The organism is Flavobacterium sp., from assembly GCF_004211145.1.
Taxonomy (GTDB): Bacteria; Bacteroidota; Bacteroidia; order Flavobacteriales; family Flavobacteriaceae; genus Flavobacterium.
In genome coordinates this window covers 1-18,562 of the sequence record NZ_SEBS01000016.1, presented here as the reverse complement: position 1 = coordinate 18,562, position 18,562 = coordinate 1, and the positions used below count along the sequence as shown (strand labels likewise).

The following is an 18,562-nucleotide window of genomic DNA, read 5'->3' as shown; positions in this document are numbered from 1 at the left end:
ATGAAAAAATACACCGAATTATGACTGCAGTATCTTATTACACCGAAGAAGGACTTAAAAAACTTCGTGAAGAACTTGACCACCTAAAAAGCGTGATGCGCCCGAAAGCGTCACAGGATATAGCCGATGCCCGAGACAAGGGTGACTTGAGCGAAAACGCCGAATACGATGCCGCGAAAGAAGCGCAGGGATTGCTTGAGATGCGCATATCGAAACTCGAGGAATTGCATGCCAATGCGCGTTTGATCGACGAATCACAACTCGATACGTCAAAGGCGTTAGTGTTGTCGAAAGTGAAAATCCGCAACCAGGCGAACAAGATGGAAATGACTTATACGCTCGTTGCCGAAAGCGAAGCCGACCTTAAAGCCGGAAAAATTTCAGTCACATCGCCTATAGGAAAAGGTTTGCTCGGAAAATCAGTCGGAGACACGGCCGAAATCACGGTTCCAAACGGGACGCTTCAATTCGAAGTCCTCGAAATCTCACGCGATTAATCAATTCTAAAGCAAAGCGTGTCCAAAGCGCAGCGTGTCTAAAAATCAAATCATGTCCATTTTCACCAAAATCGTAAACAACGAAATTCCAGCCTATAAAATCACCGAAGACGAAAACTTCCTCGCTTTCCTCGACGTCAATCCAAACGCGAAAGGCCACACGCTGTGTATCCCGAAACAGGAAGTCGACAAGATTTTCGACCTCGATGCCGATCTGTACGAAGGCTTGATGAAATTTTCAAGACGCGTCGCGATCGCACTGGAAAAAGCGGTTCCGTGCAAACGCGTCGGGATGGCTGTGATCGGGCTTGAAGTTCCGCATGCGCACGTTCACCTGATTCCATTGAACCACATGGATGAAATGCGTTTCGAGCAGAAAGTGAAACTCGAAAAAGAGGAGTTCGAACAGGTCGTCAAAGATATCCGTGCAGCCCTTTTAACCGAATAAACTCACATATAATACTTTAAAAAGCCGCCATTTGAGCGGCTTTTTTTATTCGCCTCATTTACAGTAAAATAACGCGAGTGCCAGTGTTTGCAAGCGTTAAAGTCTTAAAAACGTGGGAATTTTAACGTAGGAAAATCCTTTGAATGGCTACATTAGCGCGTTTTTTAACTTAACCCACATTTTTATTACGCATGAAGAAAATTATTCTTTCCATGTTGGTTGCCGCAGCGGGTTTACAAGCCAATGCGCAGTTCCAACAAAATTTCGATGCCGCCACAACTTTACCTACGGGTTGGTCGGCAATCAACCAAGGCGATCCCAACGGTTGGGAAGTTTCGGCCTCTATTACTGGCAGCGCTCACAGTGGAGCCAATGCCGCACGCATCGTTTACGGTTCAGTTGCCCATGACGATTATTTGATTACGCCTCAAATTGCAGTAGTTACAGCTTCTACGACGCGTTTTTCCTTATGGGTAAAATCGCGTTCGACTTCGTTTTTGGAGCCTTACGATGTCCGTTTGTCTACGACGACGGCGACGGCGGCCGCTTTCACGACGGTGCTTCAGGCGACTCAGGAAGCTCCTGTGACTTGGACAAAATTGGAATTTGACCTTTCGAATTACATCGGACAAAGCGTTTACATCGCGATCCACGCTACCGGAACCAATGAATTCGAATTGTACGTTGACGACGCCGTCAGCGATTCGATGCCGAGCTGCATCGCCCCGACAGCGCTCACAGCATCGAACCTTTCGACTTCAGGCGCGACTTTGGGCTGGACGGGAACAGGAAACTTCGTAGTGGAGTATGGCCCGACCGGATTCACCCAAGGAAACGGAACGATCATCGACGCGTTGACGAACTCTTCCACTATCGCCAATTTGTCGGCGAACACGACGTACCAATTCTATGTTCGCAAGAACTGTGGGAATGGAGATCTGAGCACTTGGGCCGGCCCGTATTCGTTCACGACGCCTTGTGCTGCCGTGTCTGCTTTCAATGAAACGTTCGAATCGACCGCGACTGCTACGGTGATGCCGAGTTGTTGGTCTAAAAATATCGTTTCTACCGACTCTGGGTCGTACGTATATGTTTCTACATCTGACGTTTACGCCGGGACAAAGGCGTTGCGCATGGGTAATTCGGGAGCTGCGACAGCTTCACTTTACGCGATTTCTCCAGCTCTTAACAACGTAGGTGCGCAAACACACCGTCTGCGTTTTTGGGTTAAAGGTTCTGCGGGGACGACGTTCCAAGTCGGTACGATGGCGAATCCTGCCGATGCGACAAGCTTTACATCGGTTCAAACCATTACGATGACAACGACGTTCCAGGAATTCGCGGTAAACTTCACGGCTGCCTCAACGGCAAATTTCGTGGCGTTCAAAGCGGCTTTCACGACGACTTACGGATACGTGAGCATCGACAACGCGGTTTGGGAAGCGCTGCCTTCTTGCGCCGACGTAACTGGTGTTGCAACGGGAATCGTCACGGCTTCTTCCGCTATCGTGAACTGGGACGCTGTCGGACAGACGTATCAATATGTAATCGGAGCTACGACGGTTGTCGATCCATTTTCACTTACTGCCGTTGATGTTGCGACAAACTCGGCGACAATTCCGGTTTCTCCGAATTCAAGCTACAAGGTTTGGGTAAGAAACGTTTGCCAGGGTTCAGTCGGAGCTTGGAGCAACCCGATCACATTCACGACTCCATGTGTGGCGATTGCCGCTGCGAATTTGCCTTGGACTGAAGGTTTTGAAGGTGTCACGACTGTTGGTACAAATGCTTTCCCAGGTTGTTGGAGTGAAGAAAACGGAGACTGGAGAACGTCGGTCAACGCTACTACGGCTTACGATTCGGACGCTCATTCAGGAAACAATTTCGTGACAAACGCATGGACTGCGACGAATGAAAAATTGTGGACGCCAGGTTTTGAGCTTTCGGCGAACCAACCATACGAGTTCAGCTTCTGGTATGCGAGTTTCCAAGATTCGGCTGATGAACCGTATGACGATTGGGATTTGTCGGTACTTGTAAATTCAGCACAAAACGGGACTGGTTCGACTGTCGTTGGAACGCCGGTTGTTTCAGCGGGACAATTCGCTCCGACGGCTTACACGAAAATCACGCGTACGTTCACGCCGGCTTCAACCGGAGTTTATTACTTCGGGTTAAATGTCAGCGCAAACGGAACGCCTTGGTATTTGAGCTTCGACGATTTCGAATTGAAAGCGGGAAGTCTTTCGACTCCTGATTTCTCGGCGAAAAACATCTCTTTCTACCCGAACCCGGTTAAGGATATGTTCAACCTTTCATCGGCTGAGAACATGACCGAAGCTTCGGTTTACAACGTTTTGGGTCAGCAAGTGATCAAGAAAACGATCAACTCTAACGAGGCTGCGCTTGATCTTTCTTCGCTAAACGCCGGAACGTATATCGTGAAAATCGCTACGGCGAACGGAACGAAGACAATCAAGATTGCGAAACAGTAATTCGCTTTTAGATATTTGAAAAAGGCTGCCTGTAATGGGTGGCCTTTTTTTTTTTGACCGACGGAACCGATACGATTTGTGGTGCGTTTTTCAAGACGCAACCTTTTTTAAAATCCGCCTTCTGCTAAAAAAAAGTAATGAGAAAAGTATTGTTGCTGATCCCGATTCTGTGTGTATTTATATCGTGCGATAAAGAAGTTGGGTCCGACGGCGTCGTTCAGGATTCAGAAACCGGGCAATCGATCGCCGGCGTTAACGTAAAGATGAAGTCTGAAGATCAGGGAAGTGAAACAGATGTTACCGACAGCGAAGGCTACTTCAATATTTTTAAAATTTCAGTTGCGGTCTTGCGAGTTGTAATACCGATTACTCCATCACGTTTACCAAAGAAAATTACGAAACCTTGACCATTCGCGATAATTATCGCAATAACGCCGAATTTTTAGATACGGAAACCCGAGATACGATGATCGTAAAACTAGGTCCGGCTAATTAAAAACGGTTTGGCGCAATCCACGTAATCGTTGCTATTGGACTACTTTCGGAAAACTTGCCTGCATGATCGTGCCTTTCCCGATTTCGGACGACAATACTCTGATCCTGCCTTTGTGATAATCCTCGACGATGCGTTTGGTAAGCGACAATCCCAATCCCCAGCCGCGTTTCTTGGTCGTGAATCCGGGTTCAAACACTTTTTTGAATTGGCTTTTTGAAATGCCTTTTCCTGAATCGCAAACTTGTATCTTGATAAATTTTGAATCTTCCTCGATTCGGACTTCGAGCTTTCCGCGGCCTTTCATCGCGTCGATGGCGTTCTTGACGAGGTTTTCGATCGTCCAGCTGTGCAGAATCGGGTTGAACGATACCATTACCTTTTTCGTAGGCGCTTTAAATGTGAAAGATATTCCCGTAAAACGCGATTGCAGATAATCATACGACGCGCGCGTCTCGGCAATGATGTCGCGGGTTTCGAGTGCCGGTTCCGATCCGATTTTAGAGAAACGGTCGGCGATGGTTTGGAGTCGGACGACATCTTTTTCGATTTCAGTCACCGTGGTTTCGTCGACATCGTCGGCCTTCATGATTTCGATCCATCCGATGAGAGATGAAAGCGGCGTTCCGATCTGGTGCGCGGTTTCCTTGGCCATTCCCGCCCATAATTTGTTTTGGGTCGACATTTTCTGGCTTCGGTAAAAGTTGTAGACCACGATCGCGAAAAGGATCACGATCGCGAACAGAAGAATCGGATAATACTTGAGTTTATTGAGAAGGGACGAATTCCCGTAGTATAGATATTGCGACTTTCCGGCCGAGATTTCCATCTTGATAGGTTCATTTTCCTTCTTCAATTTGTTCAAATACACAGCGAGCTTTTCGGGACTTTTTTCAGTTTCGGGATCGAGATTCGCCGAACTGATCACCGAATCGTTCTCGGTCAAAATAATAGGAATCGTCTTGTTTTTTTGGATGATCTGGATCGGCAGCCCGATGTCCTGGGTTTCGTCGGCGTTATTTATCGATTTTTGGCTTTCGGCCCAAAGTTCCATCTTGTCGCGCTCCTCGGTCTTGAGTTCCTGAAAGAACGAATATACGTTCAGGATAATCGCTATTACGATGATGAATGAAAGTCCGATGATGATCCAACGCGAGACGGTGCGTTTGTCGGTGAATTGCATATTTTGGATTTGTGTAAAGATAACGAATAATTGATTTGATTATTGGAGACGGCTCGCTTTGGACACGGCTGCGCCTTTGGACACGCTGCGCTTTGGAGACGCTGCGCTGGGGAAACGCTTCGCTTTGGATTTGTTTTCGTTGGGGAGGTTGTTTTTGGGTTTTTGGATTAATGAATAGATTATTTGACGCGGTGGCTTTTGGACATGCTTCGTTTTGGTATTGTTCGCGTTGTAGATAATGAATTGATCTTAAAGTGGAAATTGACTTTATTTGATCGGGGCGAGTTTCTGTATTCTCTGATTTTTTCAAACGTTTGATAGGTGTTGCGCAGTCGTGAACTCATGAGTTAGCCGCTTGTTGGATACGTTTATTCGCCGAGTTCAATTTAATTTTTACTTGAACTTAAAATGTCCGTGCTGAGGTCTCGAATCCTAAGCGAAGCGTGTCCAAAGGGGCGGCCGTGTCTTTAGCGCAACGCATCAAAAAGTTAATAACTTCGGCAGAAAACACGTACTCCAACCACGCCCAATTCCTTACATTTGTCCAAAGCCAAAACACAAATGATCAGCATCATTCCGGGCGAGCTCAGCACCCAAAAACTACACGGTTATTTGCAGTCGGCGGTCGGGCCGAGGCCTATCGCGTTTGCGAGTACGGTTGATGAAAACGGGAAACCCAATTTGTCTCCGTTCAGTTTTTTCAACCTGTTCAGCTCAAATCCGCCCGTGTTGATTTTTTCGCCTTCGAGGCGCGTGCGCGACAATACGGTAAAGCACACGTTGCTCAATGCGCAGGCGACGAAACAAGTCGTGATAAATGTCGTGAATTTCGACATCGTGCAACAAGCATCGTTGTCGAGTACCGAATATCCTGATGGCGTGAACGAATTCGTGAAATCGGGATTGACGGCTGTTGCGTCTGATCTGGTAAAGCCGTTCCGCGTGGCCGAATCGCCCGTGCAGTTCGAATGTAAGGTCAACGAGATCATCGCGCTCGGAACTGAAGGCGGCGCCGGAAACCTGATTATCTGCGAAGTGCTCAAAATGCACATCAGCGAGAAAATTTTGGATGCCGACGGAAACATCGATCAACACAAAATCGACTTGGTTTCCCGATTGGGCGCCAATTGGTATTCGCGTTCGAACCAAGGCTTGTTCGAAGTTCCGAAACCGCTTACGACGCTTGGCATCGGAGTCGATTCGATCCCGAGTGAAATCCTTGAAAGCGACGTGTTCAACGGCAATGATTTTGGCATTTTAGGCAACGTTGAATCCTTGCCTACGCATGAGGAAGTCGCTATCTTTGTAAAGCAGGATTTCGAGGTCAAAGGCGTGCTTAGTTCTACCGACGAGCGCAAGCAGCACGAACTCGCCAAAGAATACATCGACAACGGTGACGTGCAGGCGGCGTGGAAAGTCTTATTAGCAAAAAGAGTTTAATTTTAATATAGAAAAGATGGAAGTTACAGGAAAAGTCAAGGTCATCGGCCAGGAGCAGCAAGTGAGCGCATCGTTCAGGAAAAGAGAATTGGTCGTTACAACTGACGAGCAATATCCGCAACACATCATGATCGAGTTCACGCAGGACAAATGCGATTTGTTGAACAATTATCGCCCGGGCGAAGAAGTGAAAGTTTCGATCAACCTACGCGGACGCGAATGGGTAAGCCCGCAAGGCGAAACGCGTTACTTCAACTCAATCCAAGGATGGAGAATCGAAAAAGCGCAAGCCGAGGCGCCACAGCAACAATACAACCAGCAACAGCAACCGCCAATGCCGGCTTCACAGACGTTCGCGCCTGCGCAGAATATCAACGAAGAAGAGCACGACGATTTGCCGTTCTAGAAAAAAACCTATCCAAGTTGAGCCCGGCCGTCATAAAGCCGGGTTTTTTATAGCATGTATTTCCTAACCAAAGAGCTTTATTTTCCGCCTGTCGAGGACGCCGATCCTGACGGATTGCTTGCCGTCGGTGGTGATCTTTCACCCGATAGGTTGCTGCTCGCGTATAGAAACGGCATTTTCCCGTGGTTCAACGACGACGACCCGATCTTGTGGTGGTCGCCCGATCCAAGGATGATTCTGCAGTTCGGCGACCTCGTCGTTTCCAAAAGCATGCGAAACGTCCTGAACCGAAATGTCTTCAAAGTCACGTACGACCAGGATTTCGAAGGCGTAATCACGAACTGCCAGCGTGCGCCGCGAAAAGGTCAGGTCGGAACTTGGTTAAGCGAGGAAATGAAACGCGCTTATATCCATTTACACGAACTCGGACACGCTAAATCAGTTGAGGTTTGGCTGGACGATGAACTCGTTGGAGGTTTGTACGGAATCGATCTCGGGAATGTGTTTTGTGGGGAAAGTATGTTCTCGCGTGTCTCGAATGCGTCGAAAGTCGCGTTCATTACTTTCGCGCGCGATCTTCAGCGCCAAAATTATCGGTTTCTCGATTGCCAGCTCTACAACGACCACTTGGCAAGTTTGGGATGTGCCGAAATTTCGCGAGAAGTATTCATTAGGGCGTTGAAATCATAAATTTCATCGAAAATAATTTATAACCCTATTTTTTTAAGGGGTAATGAAATATATTTGGTCAAATCTTAAACTTTAACCCCATGAAAATAGGATTGCCTAAAGAAATAAAGAACAATGAGAACCGAGTCGGGCTTACACCTGCAGGGGTTTATGAATTGGTGAAATACGGGCATACGGTTTATGTTCAGGCATCGGCAGGAGATGGAAGCGGTTTTTTTGATGAGGATTACGCGTCGGTCGGTGCTGAAATCATGCCCGATATCGAAAGCGTGTACGCGATCAGCGACATGATCGTGAAAGTCAAGGAACCGATCGCGAAAGAATATCCGCTGATCAAGGAAGGTCAAATCCTGTTTACATATTTCCACTTCGCCTCGAGCATGGAACTCACCGAGGCTATGATCCAAAGCAAAGCCGTCTGTATCGCCTACGAAACGGTCGAAGATGCCGAAGGAACATTGCCGCTTCTCACGCCGATGAGCGAAGTCGCAGGCAGAATGGCGATTCAACAAGGTGCGAAATATTTAGAGAAACCAATCAAAGGCCGAGGCGTTCTGCTCGGAGGCGTTCCGGGAGTTCCTCCGGGAAAAGTCCTGGTTTTGGGCGCCGGCGTCGTCGGATTGCAGGCCGCGAAAATGGCTGCGGGTCTTGGCGCGCACGTGACGATCCTCGATATCAACATGAAACGACTTCGACATGTGAACGATGTAATGCCGAGCCACGTCGTTACTGAATATTCAAGCGAATACAACATCAGGCGCCATATCAAGAACCACGATCTCATCGTTGGCGGCGTTCTCATAAAAGGCGGGAAAGCGCCCAAACTCATCACGCGCGACATGCTCAAGGAAATGCGTCCGGGAACCGTTCTCGTAGACGTTGCCGTCGATCAGGGCGGCTGTTTCGAGACGACCCACGCCACGACCCATGAAGACCCGACGTACATCATCGACGACATCGTGCATTATTGCGTAGCGAACATGCCGGGCGCGGTTCCGTACACATCGACGTTGGCGCTTACGAACGTGACGTTGCCGTATGTTTTGAAGATCGCGAACCTCGGTTGGGAACTGGCTTGCCAAAAGAACGCCGATCTTGCGAAAGGCCTCAACATCGTCGAAGGCGAAATCGTGTATGAGGAAATTAAGGACTTTTTTGCAGAGAAGGTTTAGAAGCTGATCCAGCTGTCCGCTATTAGTCCTCGGCCTAAAGCCCGGTTTTTATGAAATTCGCGTCGGGCTTCCGTTGGTCGCCGCGCCAATTCCTAAAAACCTGGGCTTCAATCCTGTGGGCTAACCACTTCCATCTGGGCTAGACCACGATCGCTGAATCGCGCTTCGGGAAAAAGTGTACTTTCGCGTAAATTGACACGAAATGCAACGGCCTACATTCACGACTTTATTCCAAATCGTTCTTTCAGCAATGTTCGTATCGGCAATCGCGTGCGATCAAAAACATTCAGAGTCGAAATCGGTTAAAGAAACTTCGGGAAAACCCGTTATCATAAAAGCAAATTGGAAAGCATTTCCAATCGGAGACATCGATTTTGATGCGGTTCAGGACACGGCTTTCATATTCACGCCAAAATACTTCGGAACAAAGAATCCAGATTTTCCCGACCAAATGGATTTCGCAGGTTGCGTCGACAACGACTGCTTCAACACGGTCAGGTTTTCAAACAGTCTGCCGGATTTCAAAGTTGACGATACGCTTTGGGGAACAGTCGAGTCGATCGAGGATCTGGACGAGGACGGCTTTAAGGAAATAATCTTTCAAACCAATTGGTGGATCGGAACCCATGTCGAGATCACGATTCTTTCATTCGACCTGAAAACCAAAAAATGGGTCCCGTTGGCCAGCAATGACCTGTACGGCGAAGAAAGTTACAAGGACAGGATCTCGAAAATAAACAAAAGCCAATTTAATTTCAAGATCGAATATATGGATACGATCGCAGGCGACTTCGCAACGAAGGAAATCCGCGTGGAAATCAATAAATAACGCTAATCGGAAACGTCAGTCGTGCCATCGGATTCCTCGTGTACGAATTTATCGATCGCCCAATGCGCCAGGTAAATCAAAGGCGTCAACAAGACAGCGATCACCAGTTTTACGGTATAACCTGTGAATCCCGATTTGATATAGGTGTCGAAATCGATCTTTCCCGTCATGTAAAAAGCGATTCCCAACACGATAAAGCTGTCGAACAGTTGCGAAATCACCGTCGATCCCGTCGTGCGCAGCCAAATAAGGCGTTTTCCCGTGCGTTTCTTGACGAAGTGAAAGATCGTAACGTCGATTAGCTGTGAGACCAGAAAAGCGATGATGCTGCCCACGATGATCCAAAGGCTTTGTCCGAACACGGCCGAAAACTGCGCGTCGGTCACATTTCCTTTCAAATCGGCCGACGGAATCTGCAACGCACAATACAACACGACAAAACAGTACACGATCAGCGCTGCGGTAATGTACGAAAGCCGCCTGACGCCTTTTTGCCCGAAATATTCGTTTATCAAATCGGTCGTGATAAAAACGATAGGCCAAGGCAAGATCCCGATACTCATCACGGTGTCGCCAACATAAATCAGTTTGCCCCCGATGAGTTCGGCCACGATAGCGTTTGTGATGAAAATCCCCGCGAGGATTACGTAAAGCGTGTCTTTTTTTGTCTTGAACATCAGGATTTGGTTTTCTTCCAGCAATCATCGACGTGGTCATCGACCATTCCCGTGGCTTGCATGTGCGCGTACACGACTGTCGAACCCACGAATTTGAACCCGCGTTTCTTCAGGTCGGCGCTGATTTCGTCAGACAGTGGCGTCGTGGCGGGCGCGTCCTTATGCGATTGCATTGTATTTACGATTGGCTTGTGATCGACGAATCCCCAAATGTAATTCGAGAAACTTCCGAATTCTTTTTGGACTTCCATGAAAGCCCGGGCGTTCGTCACGGCCGCTTTTATTTTGGCGCCGTTGCGCACGATTCCAGTGTCTGACATTAAATCAGCGATTCTTTCGTCGTCGTATCTGGCGACTTTTTCGTAGTTGAAATTGTCGAATGCTTTTGCGAAATTCTCGCGTTTCTTCAAGATCATAAGCCAACTCAATCCCGCCTGGAACGTTTCGAGTAGGAGGAATTCGAACAGTTTTGCGTCGTCGAAAACCGGATCGCCCCATTCCTCGTCGTGGTATTTTATGTAAATAGGGTCAGCACCGCTCCAGCCGCAACGTGTCTTTTCCATTAGAATTCTTCTTCGAGATAACTTGGGAATCCGTTGTCTTTTTGCTTGCCGAAGGACGCGCGCGAATGCGAACCGTTCTGAAGTCGGTCGATGATGGTTTCACATTCGGCATCGAGGTTCGTCAGGTCGGCGATTGGGCTGACCCCGACGATTTTCCACGCTTTCGGGTTTATGTTTCCTTTCGCGTTTATGAATGCGACCGCAACAAGCGAGTTTTCAGACGCTGCGAACGGCTGTATTTTTTCCTTTGGTTTCGCGTTGTAGAAGAATATGGAGATCGATTCTCCGTCTTTCGTGACCTCGGTTCTTTTGACAAGTTGTATGTCGCCTGACAAATTGTTGCCTGTTCCTGCAGTGTTCACGGCGGCGAGCGCGATTTCTTCGTCCGTCCATTTCGGGACATCTTTTTTGTTGTCGAGCAGCAGGCGATATGTCGTGAATTTTGTTTTCGGATCGGCGAATAATTTTGAGACTATGGCTGGATTCGGCATGTTTCCGTTTGTGAGATCGAGTCGTACGAGTTCGAGATTGATCTCGGCGATTTCGAGTTTCTCGACTTTTTCGAACCATTGCGCAACCGCTTTTTCCTTCTTGAACGGATATAGAAGAATGCAGTAGGATTTGAGTTCCTCGGCCGGAGAAGAAGTGAAATACTCGTCGTCCTTGCCGTCGCTCGATTTGGATTTCCACGCGGCGACGCGCTTGTATTCGAGTTTCGCGTCCGTAAGCAACAGTTTTCTATAACTTTTTCCCTTACTCGGATTGACTTGTTTTTGCTTGAATAGTTCCGATGCGAACGACACGATCGGTTCCTGATATTCCTTGACGCCGTAAAATTGGAAAATTTCGGGGAAAAGCGCCTTGCTGTTTTCAGGATCGGCGTTGAATACTTGGAACAAACTTGAAATCTCGTACCTATTGTTCGATAACGGCAAATCGTATTCGAGCAATTCGATGATCTTCTTGTAAGCGGCCTTCGATTTTTGTTTCGCCAGACCTCTGATCACCGAGAGTTGCATCGCGGTATTCACATCGTCCTTCTTATAACAACTTTCGAGGAACGGAATCACCTCGGGATCATTGATTCGTCCGATTTTTTCGAGAAGCGTCGTGATCGCCTGGGTTTCGTCGGCGCGGAAATTGAATGTCGTCAAAAACGTCTTAAGCTGCGGTAAATCCTCTTTCTCGAAATCGACCATATACGCCGATTGCAAAGCAGAGAAACGGATCGTGTCGTTTTCGCTTCGCGCGTCTTCGAAGAACAATTTCGTCTTCTTGTCGAAAATCGAAAAATTGTGTTTCCCGTCTTGAGGCGTGAACGAATCGGCGATTTTCTCGATGAACACGTCGTTATTCCGGTAATCTTTCTCGACGAGCGCGCGCAGCCACCAGATATTGCCGTCCTGCATGAAAACCTTGTATTTTACGGCTTGTTGGGAATTCTGCTTTTGGGCCATGACGTCGAGCGTGTAAAGCTTTCGAGCGTCGTCGTAGTTTTCCTTTTCGGATGTCAGATTTACGAGGTCGGCTTTCTTTTTTGAGTTCGAATTGGCTTCGAAAACCGCGTCCCAGGACGAATCAGGAATCTGTCCGCTCGATTGTCGCGGATCGGCGATATACGCTGCGACGGTTACATTGTCGATGTCGACCGTCGCGCTATTTTCATCCGCGTCGAACTGGTCGAAATCCTCATAGATTTTCTTCTTGAGGTTGACCATGAGCGAGTCGCGGTTCTTTGCATAATCGTAGCGATGGCTTTCCCAGGCGCTCAGCGTTACGTTTTTTCCCGATGCCGAGGTGAACGAAAACTGCTTCTCGAACCTTTCGAACTTGTTCTCCATCTCGGTGTCGTACGGATTCACGAACGACTTTGGGCTGTTGATCTTCCAAAACAGCTTCTCGTTTTGTTTTTCAGGGATTTCAATGCTGAAGCGGCCGAGGCTGTCAGTAAACTTTCGCGTTTGGCTTTCGTACTTGAACGGTTGTATCGCGAACGATCTGAAGAACTTCTCGGTGCTTTGGGCCGACGCTTTCACGGTTCCGAGCATGTAATATTTTTGGCCCGAGATTACGGTTTTCAATCGGATTTCGCGGTTTCCGATCTTCGATTGGGATTCGTAGCTGTTTGGCGAACGCGCGATTTCCTTTACCGAAGTCGTTGCGTCGAATTGCGTGTAGAATTCGTCCTGCATGCGCTTGAGTTCGAACGCTGTTTCTTCGAGTTGCGAATTGTCGGACAACGTTTTTTCGGTCAAAAAATACCAGGCTTTCTCTATTTCGTCCCACGCATTGAGTTCGATGTTCTCAGGATTGCTCGAATCGCGGTTGCCGTACAGCGTGAAATAAGACGGTACGTTCACTGAGAATCCGCCTTTCGCGGGCGTGACGGTTTCCCAACCCGTCGTGTTTTTCTTGAGTTTTATATTGTTGAAAATCTCATTTTCATATTGCCTCACGTAGTTTCCGTTGCCCGACATGCTCACGCAGATCACTTCCAAAGGCGTGATGAAATACTTGTAATGTTGTGTGTTTCCGGTCTTGGTGCGGCTTTTTATATCGTAGCCGGTGTAATTGTCGTCGGTGAAATATTTCTTTTCGAGGATGTCGCCGGGAATGTTTTCGTAGAATAGACTGTCGAGCGTATTCGCACTGAAAGCCATCTCGTCCTTCCGCAGGTAATCGCGCAACGGAATGCGTTTGAGGTTTACGATGCCGCCGTTCGCGAGATCGGGCGTATCGATGTTGTCGGAACTGAAAATAGGTTGGGCGTGCATCGGCAAACGGATCATGCCGTCGGCGGTAGCGCGTGTTTCAAATTCGGGTTTGATGAAATATTCGTCGATTTGCTTCTTTATATTTCGGCCTTGCTGCGTGTAGGCGTCGACAACGGGCGTAACCGTGTAGCCTTTCTTGCGCAGGATTTCGATTACACCGTTTTTTCCGGGCAGGTGAGCCGCTCCGACTGCCGCGAACAGGCTGCCTTTTTTGGCGATCGAATCGATGCTTTTGGCCATCACCTGGTTTCGGTCCAGAATCAAAGCCTTGAAGTATCCGTCGGGCGTGGCCAGCGTGTAGAGCGAATCGAGCATGTCGAGATTCTTGTCGCGATAATAATCGAGAAGCGCCTGATTGAACGACTTGTCCTTGAGCAGTTTCATGATGGCTTGCATGTTTTCCTCGCGCGGCGTGAGGTTGCCCATTTCAGCGCCCATGATCGAAAGCATCGACGTCTTGGCGTTTTCGAGCCCGACAACCTGCTTCTTGTATTTCTTGCCCGTTTGGTAAATGAACATGTCGAGATACGTGTCTTCCTGGTAATCCTTTTGGTTTTCGTTGGTTCGGAACAACAAATTATTCATGATGTTGTTGTTGCTCACGAACAGCGGATACAAGTCTTCACGCGTAATTGGCTGTTGGTAGAACTGCGAATAGAAACCGTTTGACGCGTACATGTAATTTTGGTACGCGGGCGTTCCCATCACATCGTACAATCCGATCCAGGTTGACGGGTCGCTCTCGTTCGCCACGTAATCGGACGCGAGCAAATGCTTGAAAAAAGCGTCCGACAAATGATAGGAAACCTTTTCGCTCACGTGCATCGAACCGTACAGATACGATTTTTTCGCAAGCCCGTTGCCGGAAATTTCCCAAAGAAGGCTTTGGTATTTCTTGGGTTGGGCGATTGCCGACGCGGCGAGCAGCAACAAGAGGAAGTGATACTTTTTCAAAATTCGATGTTTGCGAAATGCCTGTTCCGTAAATGTAGCAATACTTTGTATAACTCTTATACTGCCTTACAAAGTATAAACGCAAAAAAAAGACCCCGAAAATGGAGCCTTTTTGATCGTCTTGAGTTTATAACCGCGATAATTTCAGTGTTTGGGATTTGCCTCCTGACGTTTCAAGCCTGATCAGGTAACTTCCTGCCGAAAGCGCGCTTACATCGAGTTCGTTGTCGCCCGCAATAACTTTTCCTTTCTGCACCATCGCGCCCGTGAGGTTGAAGATCGCGTACGATGAAGGTTCGTTCACGTAAAGCGTCGCGACACTCGAGGTTGGATTCGGATAAACGAAGGCGAGTTTGCCGACGGTTTCTTCGGGCGAATCGATTTCTTGGAATGTTTCCGACGTTGGACGCGCGGTGCTCTCGACTTGAACGAGCGACCATTGCTGGTTGTTTCCGCCGCCATACGTCCAGACCTGGATATCGGCGCCATTGGCGGTCGAAACGTCCTGCACGTCGAGCGATTTGCCGCTGAGTACATTCGTGATGCGATAAAAGCCGCTGCCGACACTGACGACCTGCCATTTGAAATCGTTCGTCGAGGCGAATGTCTTTTGCACGACTTTGACACCGTCGGCCGCGCTGTTGCTGGCGGGAGAGAGATACATCTGGGTCGATTTGACGCGGATGTAATAATTCCCGTTGCCAGCATCTTCGAATTTCCAACGCTGATTGGCTCCGCCGCCGCTCGTGACATCCCATTGCTGGATACGCGAACCGCTCGTGGTCGAATTGTCGGCGACATCGAGGCCTTTGTTGCTGTGTCGCGCGATTAAATTGTAGTAACCCGGAAATCCCGATGGAGCGGCAGTCGGAATCCATTTGAACGTCACTGCCGAACTCGCGGGAACAGTATAATTGAACGCATTGCTTCCCGAGACGACTTTGATCGTGTTCTGCGCGCCGGCGTTGTAGATGACCGTGACGATCGAGTTGTCGGTGTTTTTGAAGGCAGTTGCGTGGATCGATCCGTTCGAGCTCGAACAGCCGATGCGTTGCGCATTTGTTTTTACGAATTTCGAGAATTGCCCAATGATGTAATACGGCGAATTTCTTGTAAAACTCGTGCTGTTGTTTACCGTAACCGCGCCCATACAAGTCGTGCAGCCGCCCGGCGTTCTCGGGCCGTAACTTGGATTCGAGGCGAGATTCCATTCGAGTGTGGCTTTTGACCAGTTGTTCGACGATCCGACCATGACGTTTTGCATGTGCCAGCCGAAATCTCCTGAGAAATTGCCTGGGCCGCCCACGTATTGCTCGGTAAAATACACATTTTTGTTCGTCGCGTTCTTAACGGTTGACATTGCCGAAATATTTCCCGCATAAAGATGGAAGGCCGCGCCGTCGACATAGGAACTGTTGTTGAGCACGTCGATCGGATAAGCGGTATTGTCACAATTGTGGTCGAACGCGATGACTTTAACGCCGCCGAACCCTGCCGAGGCTTTCTGAGGTCCGAGATGGTTGTTGATCCAATCCTTTTGTTGGGCCGACGTCATGAGCATGCTGGGTTCGTTGTACGGATTTTCAGGTTCGTTTTGGGGCGTAACTGCCCAGATGTTGATGCCTTGGGCTTGCATCGCCTGGAAATACTTTACGAAATAGCGTGCGTAGGCCGCGTAATATTGGGTTTGTAGACTTCCGCCGACCCAGGAATTGTTGGTCTTCATCCAGCGAGGCGCCGACCATGGTGTCGCGAGCACTTTGATGTTCGGATTGATGAGCAGGATTTTCTTTAGAATCGGGATCAGATAAGTTGCGTCGGGACCGTTGAGGCTGAAGTTGTTCATGTTCGTGTCGCCCGAGGTTTCGTTGTAGCTGTAGGACGAATTCGACAGATCGGAAGCCGCGATGGAAATGCGCACGACCGACGAACTCAAACCCGTGCTTGGGTTGAAAAGTTCCTGGAGCAAATTGTTTTGTTGGGTCGCGGCCATGTTGAAGATGACTTCGGCGGAACCCTGAGTGAGACACCAGCCGTAACCGTCGATGGTTTGATACGTAGTTCCGGGCGTAACGGTTACCGTGGACGGATTGGTTCCCGAATTTGCGCCGAAAGAAACATTTCCCTGTTGTGCGAGAAGTGCGGTTTGGTCGCCTTTGGTAAGCCAGGGCGTTACGGTTTGTGAAATGGCGTCCGCTGTTGGAAGCAACGCAAAGATGGCGGCCGTGGCGAGGCCTTTAAATGTAATCTTGTGCATAATAAATAGGTTTTGGATAAAATAAGATTTTACGGTTATCTTAAAATTACCTTTTTATTTTGCTGATGTGGACAATTTGCTACTTTACAAAAACCCATCAATTACGGAATCGTCAGTTTTGACGCGGTTTGGCAATCGTCGTTCGAGTCGTCGCGTTGGGATTTTGTAGTGTTTTGATTTGGATGATGAAGTGCGCAAGGGATACAAGTGGAAATCCTTTTGGGCAAAAAATTCGTGATCCTGGGGAAATTCAATCTGCGCAAAAGATTGGAGCGGTAGCCCGACGGCGGCTTTTTTAAAATCGCGAACCTGGAAAATACGTCCAAGCCGCCGATGCGCCCAAAAACAAAAAACCCCGCTCTTTCAAGCAGGGTTCTTATCAATCGTGAATTATGATTAACCTAAAGCGGCTCTTTTGAAACCGGTTACGGTAAGGCCTGCATCAACCGATTTTACATACGACAAGACGTTCATTGAAGAGTCTTTGATGTAATCCTGGTTTACAAGCGTGTTGTCCTTGAAGAAACGTTGCAATTTTCCTTTTGCGATATTGTCAAGCATAGCCTCCGGCTTGCCTTCCTGACGCAATTGGTCTTTTGCGATCTCGATTTCTTTCGCGACAGTGTCGGCGTCAACGCCTGACTCGTCAAGTGAAATCGGGTTCATCGCAGCGGCTTGCATCGCTACGTTACGTGCAGCTTCTTCAGCTCCGGCAACGTTGGCAGACAATGAAACCAATGTAGCGATCTTGTTACCTGCGTGGATGTAAGATCCTACGAAAGGTCCTGAAAGTTTTTCAAAAGTTCCGATCTCGATTTTTTCTCCGATTACGCCTGTTTGCTCGATCAATTTCTCTGAAACTGTAAGTCCGTTGAAATCAGCGGCAAGGAATGCATCTTTAGAGTCGAATTGGATCGCAAGGTTAGCTAAATCTGTAGCCAATTTAACGAAACCTTCGTTCTTACCTACGAAGTCAGTTTCGCAGTTCAACGTGATGACAACGCCTTCAGTCTTGTCGGCATTGACAACAGCGATAGCAGCACCTTCAGTTGACTCACGGTCAGAACGGTTTGCGGCTACTTTTTGTCCTTTTTTACGAAGGATTTCAATTGCTTTGTCGAAATCGCCATCGGCTTCAACAAGTGCTTTTTTGCAGTCCATCATACCAGCTCCGGTAGCGGTGCGTAGTTTGTTTACGTCTGCAGCAGTGATAGTTGACATATTGTTTTTTTATTAAAAGATGAAAAGATTGAAAAATTTAAAGATTCAGACCCGAAGTCAACTGAATGTTAACCGCAAATCTTTTAATCGTTAAATCTTTCAATCTTTGAATTGTTTGTTATTCTTCAGTTTTAGCTTCAGCGTCTACTGCGGGAGCTTCTTCAGTTGTAGCTTCAACTGCTGGAGCTGCTTCGGCCTTTGGGGCTTCTGCCGCTGCAACCGGAGCTGCTACTTCTGACTCTTCTCCTTCAGCAGCATCGTCGAAAGCGGCATCAGAATTTCTGTTGCTCAAACCTTCGATAACGGCAGCCGATACCAAAGAAAGGATTTTGTCGATTGATTTGGAAGCGTCATCATTTGCAGGGATAACATAGTCAACTTCACGTGGATCGGAGTTGGTATCTACCATTGCGAAAACCGGAATGTTTAATTTCTGCGCTTCTTTTACTGCGATGTGTTCAGC

General features: G+C 48.1%; 16 protein-coding genes. 9 read left to right on the top strand and 7 right to left on the bottom strand.

Going from position 1 to position 18,562, the window contains the following annotated elements:
- The first annotated feature begins 20 nt into the window (after positions 1-20).
- The 4 genes from greA to EOO50_RS09270 all read left to right on the top strand — a co-directional run bounded on the left by greA (position 21) and on the right by EOO50_RS09270 (position 3,847).
- The gene (gene greA / locus EOO50_RS09285; RefSeq protein WP_290839477.1) at positions 21-497 is read left to right on the top strand and encodes a transcription elongation factor GreA; all 477 of its coding nucleotides are present in this window, start codon (positions 21-23) and stop codon (positions 495-497) included.
- Positions 498-546: 49 nt separating this feature from the next.
- A complete protein-coding gene (locus EOO50_RS09280) occupies positions 547-945 on the top strand; it encodes an HIT family protein (protein WP_290839559.1) in 399 nt (132 codons plus the stop codon).
- Between the two features lie 191 nt (positions 946-1,136).
- Positions 1,137-3,440 (top strand): choice-of-anchor J domain-containing protein, encoded by a 2,304-nt coding sequence (locus tag EOO50_RS09275; protein ID WP_290839476.1) that lies wholly within the window; start codon positions 1,137-1,139, stop codon positions 3,438-3,440.
- Between the two features lie 137 nt (positions 3,441-3,577).
- Positions 3,578-3,847 carry a carboxypeptidase-like regulatory domain-containing protein gene (locus tag EOO50_RS09270; protein ID WP_290839475.1) on the top strand — a complete coding sequence of 90 codons (270 nt, stop codon included), beginning with the start codon at positions 3,578-3,580 and terminating at the stop codon, positions 3,845-3,847.
- Positions 3,848-3,967: 120 nt separating this feature from the next.
- Here EOO50_RS09270 and EOO50_RS09265 read toward each other — a convergent pair whose 3' ends face one another.
- Complete coding sequence (locus tag EOO50_RS09265; protein WP_290839473.1) at positions 3,968-5,116, bottom strand: HAMP domain-containing sensor histidine kinase; 1,149 nt, start codon at positions 5,114-5,116, stop codon at positions 3,968-3,970.
- 561 nt (positions 5,117-5,677) lie between these two features.
- On the opposite strand from EOO50_RS09265, the gene EOO50_RS09260 reads away from it, so the two are divergent.
- The 5 genes from EOO50_RS09260 to EOO50_RS09240 all read left to right on the top strand — a co-directional run bounded on the left by EOO50_RS09260 (position 5,678) and on the right by EOO50_RS09240 (position 9,653).
- Positions 5,678-6,556: a flavin reductase family protein gene (locus tag EOO50_RS09260; protein WP_290839471.1), complete on the top strand. Its 879-nt coding sequence runs from the start codon at positions 5,678-5,680 to the stop codon at positions 6,554-6,556.
- A gap of 16 nt (positions 6,557-6,572) precedes the next feature.
- Positions 6,573-6,962 (top strand): DUF3127 domain-containing protein, encoded by a 390-nt coding sequence (locus tag EOO50_RS09255; RefSeq protein ID WP_290839469.1) that lies wholly within the window; start codon positions 6,573-6,575, stop codon positions 6,960-6,962.
- Between the two features lie 54 nt (positions 6,963-7,016).
- Entirely contained in the window at positions 7,017-7,652 is a 636-nt protein-coding gene (gene aat, locus EOO50_RS09250) for a leucyl/phenylalanyl-tRNA--protein transferase (RefSeq protein WP_290839466.1), read from the top strand.
- Positions 7,653-7,732: 80 nt separating this feature from the next.
- Positions 7,733-8,824 (top strand): alanine dehydrogenase, encoded by a 1,092-nt coding sequence (ald, locus tag EOO50_RS09245; protein WP_290839464.1) that lies wholly within the window; start codon positions 7,733-7,735, stop codon positions 8,822-8,824.
- Positions 8,825-9,026: 202 nt separating this feature from the next.
- Entirely contained in the window at positions 9,027-9,653 is a 627-nt protein-coding gene (locus tag EOO50_RS09240) for a hypothetical protein (RefSeq protein ID WP_290839462.1), read from the top strand.
- 2 nt (positions 9,654-9,655) lie between these two features.
- Here EOO50_RS09240 and EOO50_RS09235 read toward each other — a convergent pair whose 3' ends face one another.
- The 6 genes from EOO50_RS09235 to rpsB all read right to left on the bottom strand — a co-directional run.
- Positions 9,656-10,330, bottom strand: coding sequence for a queuosine precursor transporter (locus tag EOO50_RS09235; RefSeq protein WP_290839460.1), 675 nt, complete (start codon positions 10,328-10,330; stop codon positions 9,656-9,658).
- Positions 10,330-10,893, bottom strand: a complete 564-nt coding sequence (locus EOO50_RS09230) for a DNA-3-methyladenine glycosylase I (protein WP_290839458.1) — start codon at positions 10,891-10,893, stop codon at positions 10,330-10,332. Before EOO50_RS09230 ends, EOO50_RS09235 begins: the two co-directional genes overlap by 1 nt.
- Positions 10,893-14,621: a TraB/GumN family protein gene (locus tag EOO50_RS09225; protein ID WP_290839456.1), complete on the bottom strand. Its 3,729-nt coding sequence runs from the start codon at positions 14,619-14,621 to the stop codon at positions 10,893-10,895. Before EOO50_RS09225 ends, EOO50_RS09230 begins: the two co-directional genes overlap by 1 nt.
- A gap of 127 nt (positions 14,622-14,748) precedes the next feature.
- On the bottom strand, positions 14,749-16,878 hold the full coding sequence (locus EOO50_RS09220) for an RICIN domain-containing protein (protein ID WP_290839453.1): 2,130 nt from the start codon (positions 16,876-16,878) through the stop codon (positions 14,749-14,751).
- Positions 16,879-17,274: 396 nt separating this feature from the next.
- Entirely contained in the window at positions 17,275-18,099 is an 825-nt protein-coding gene (tsf, locus tag EOO50_RS09215; RefSeq protein ID WP_290839451.1) for a translation elongation factor Ts, read from the bottom strand.
- A 118-nt stretch (positions 18,100-18,217) separates the two neighbouring features.
- Positions 18,218-18,562, bottom strand: a 345-nt coding sequence (rpsB, locus tag EOO50_RS09210; protein WP_290839449.1) for a 30S ribosomal protein S2, incomplete at its 5' end; no start/stop codon positions are given.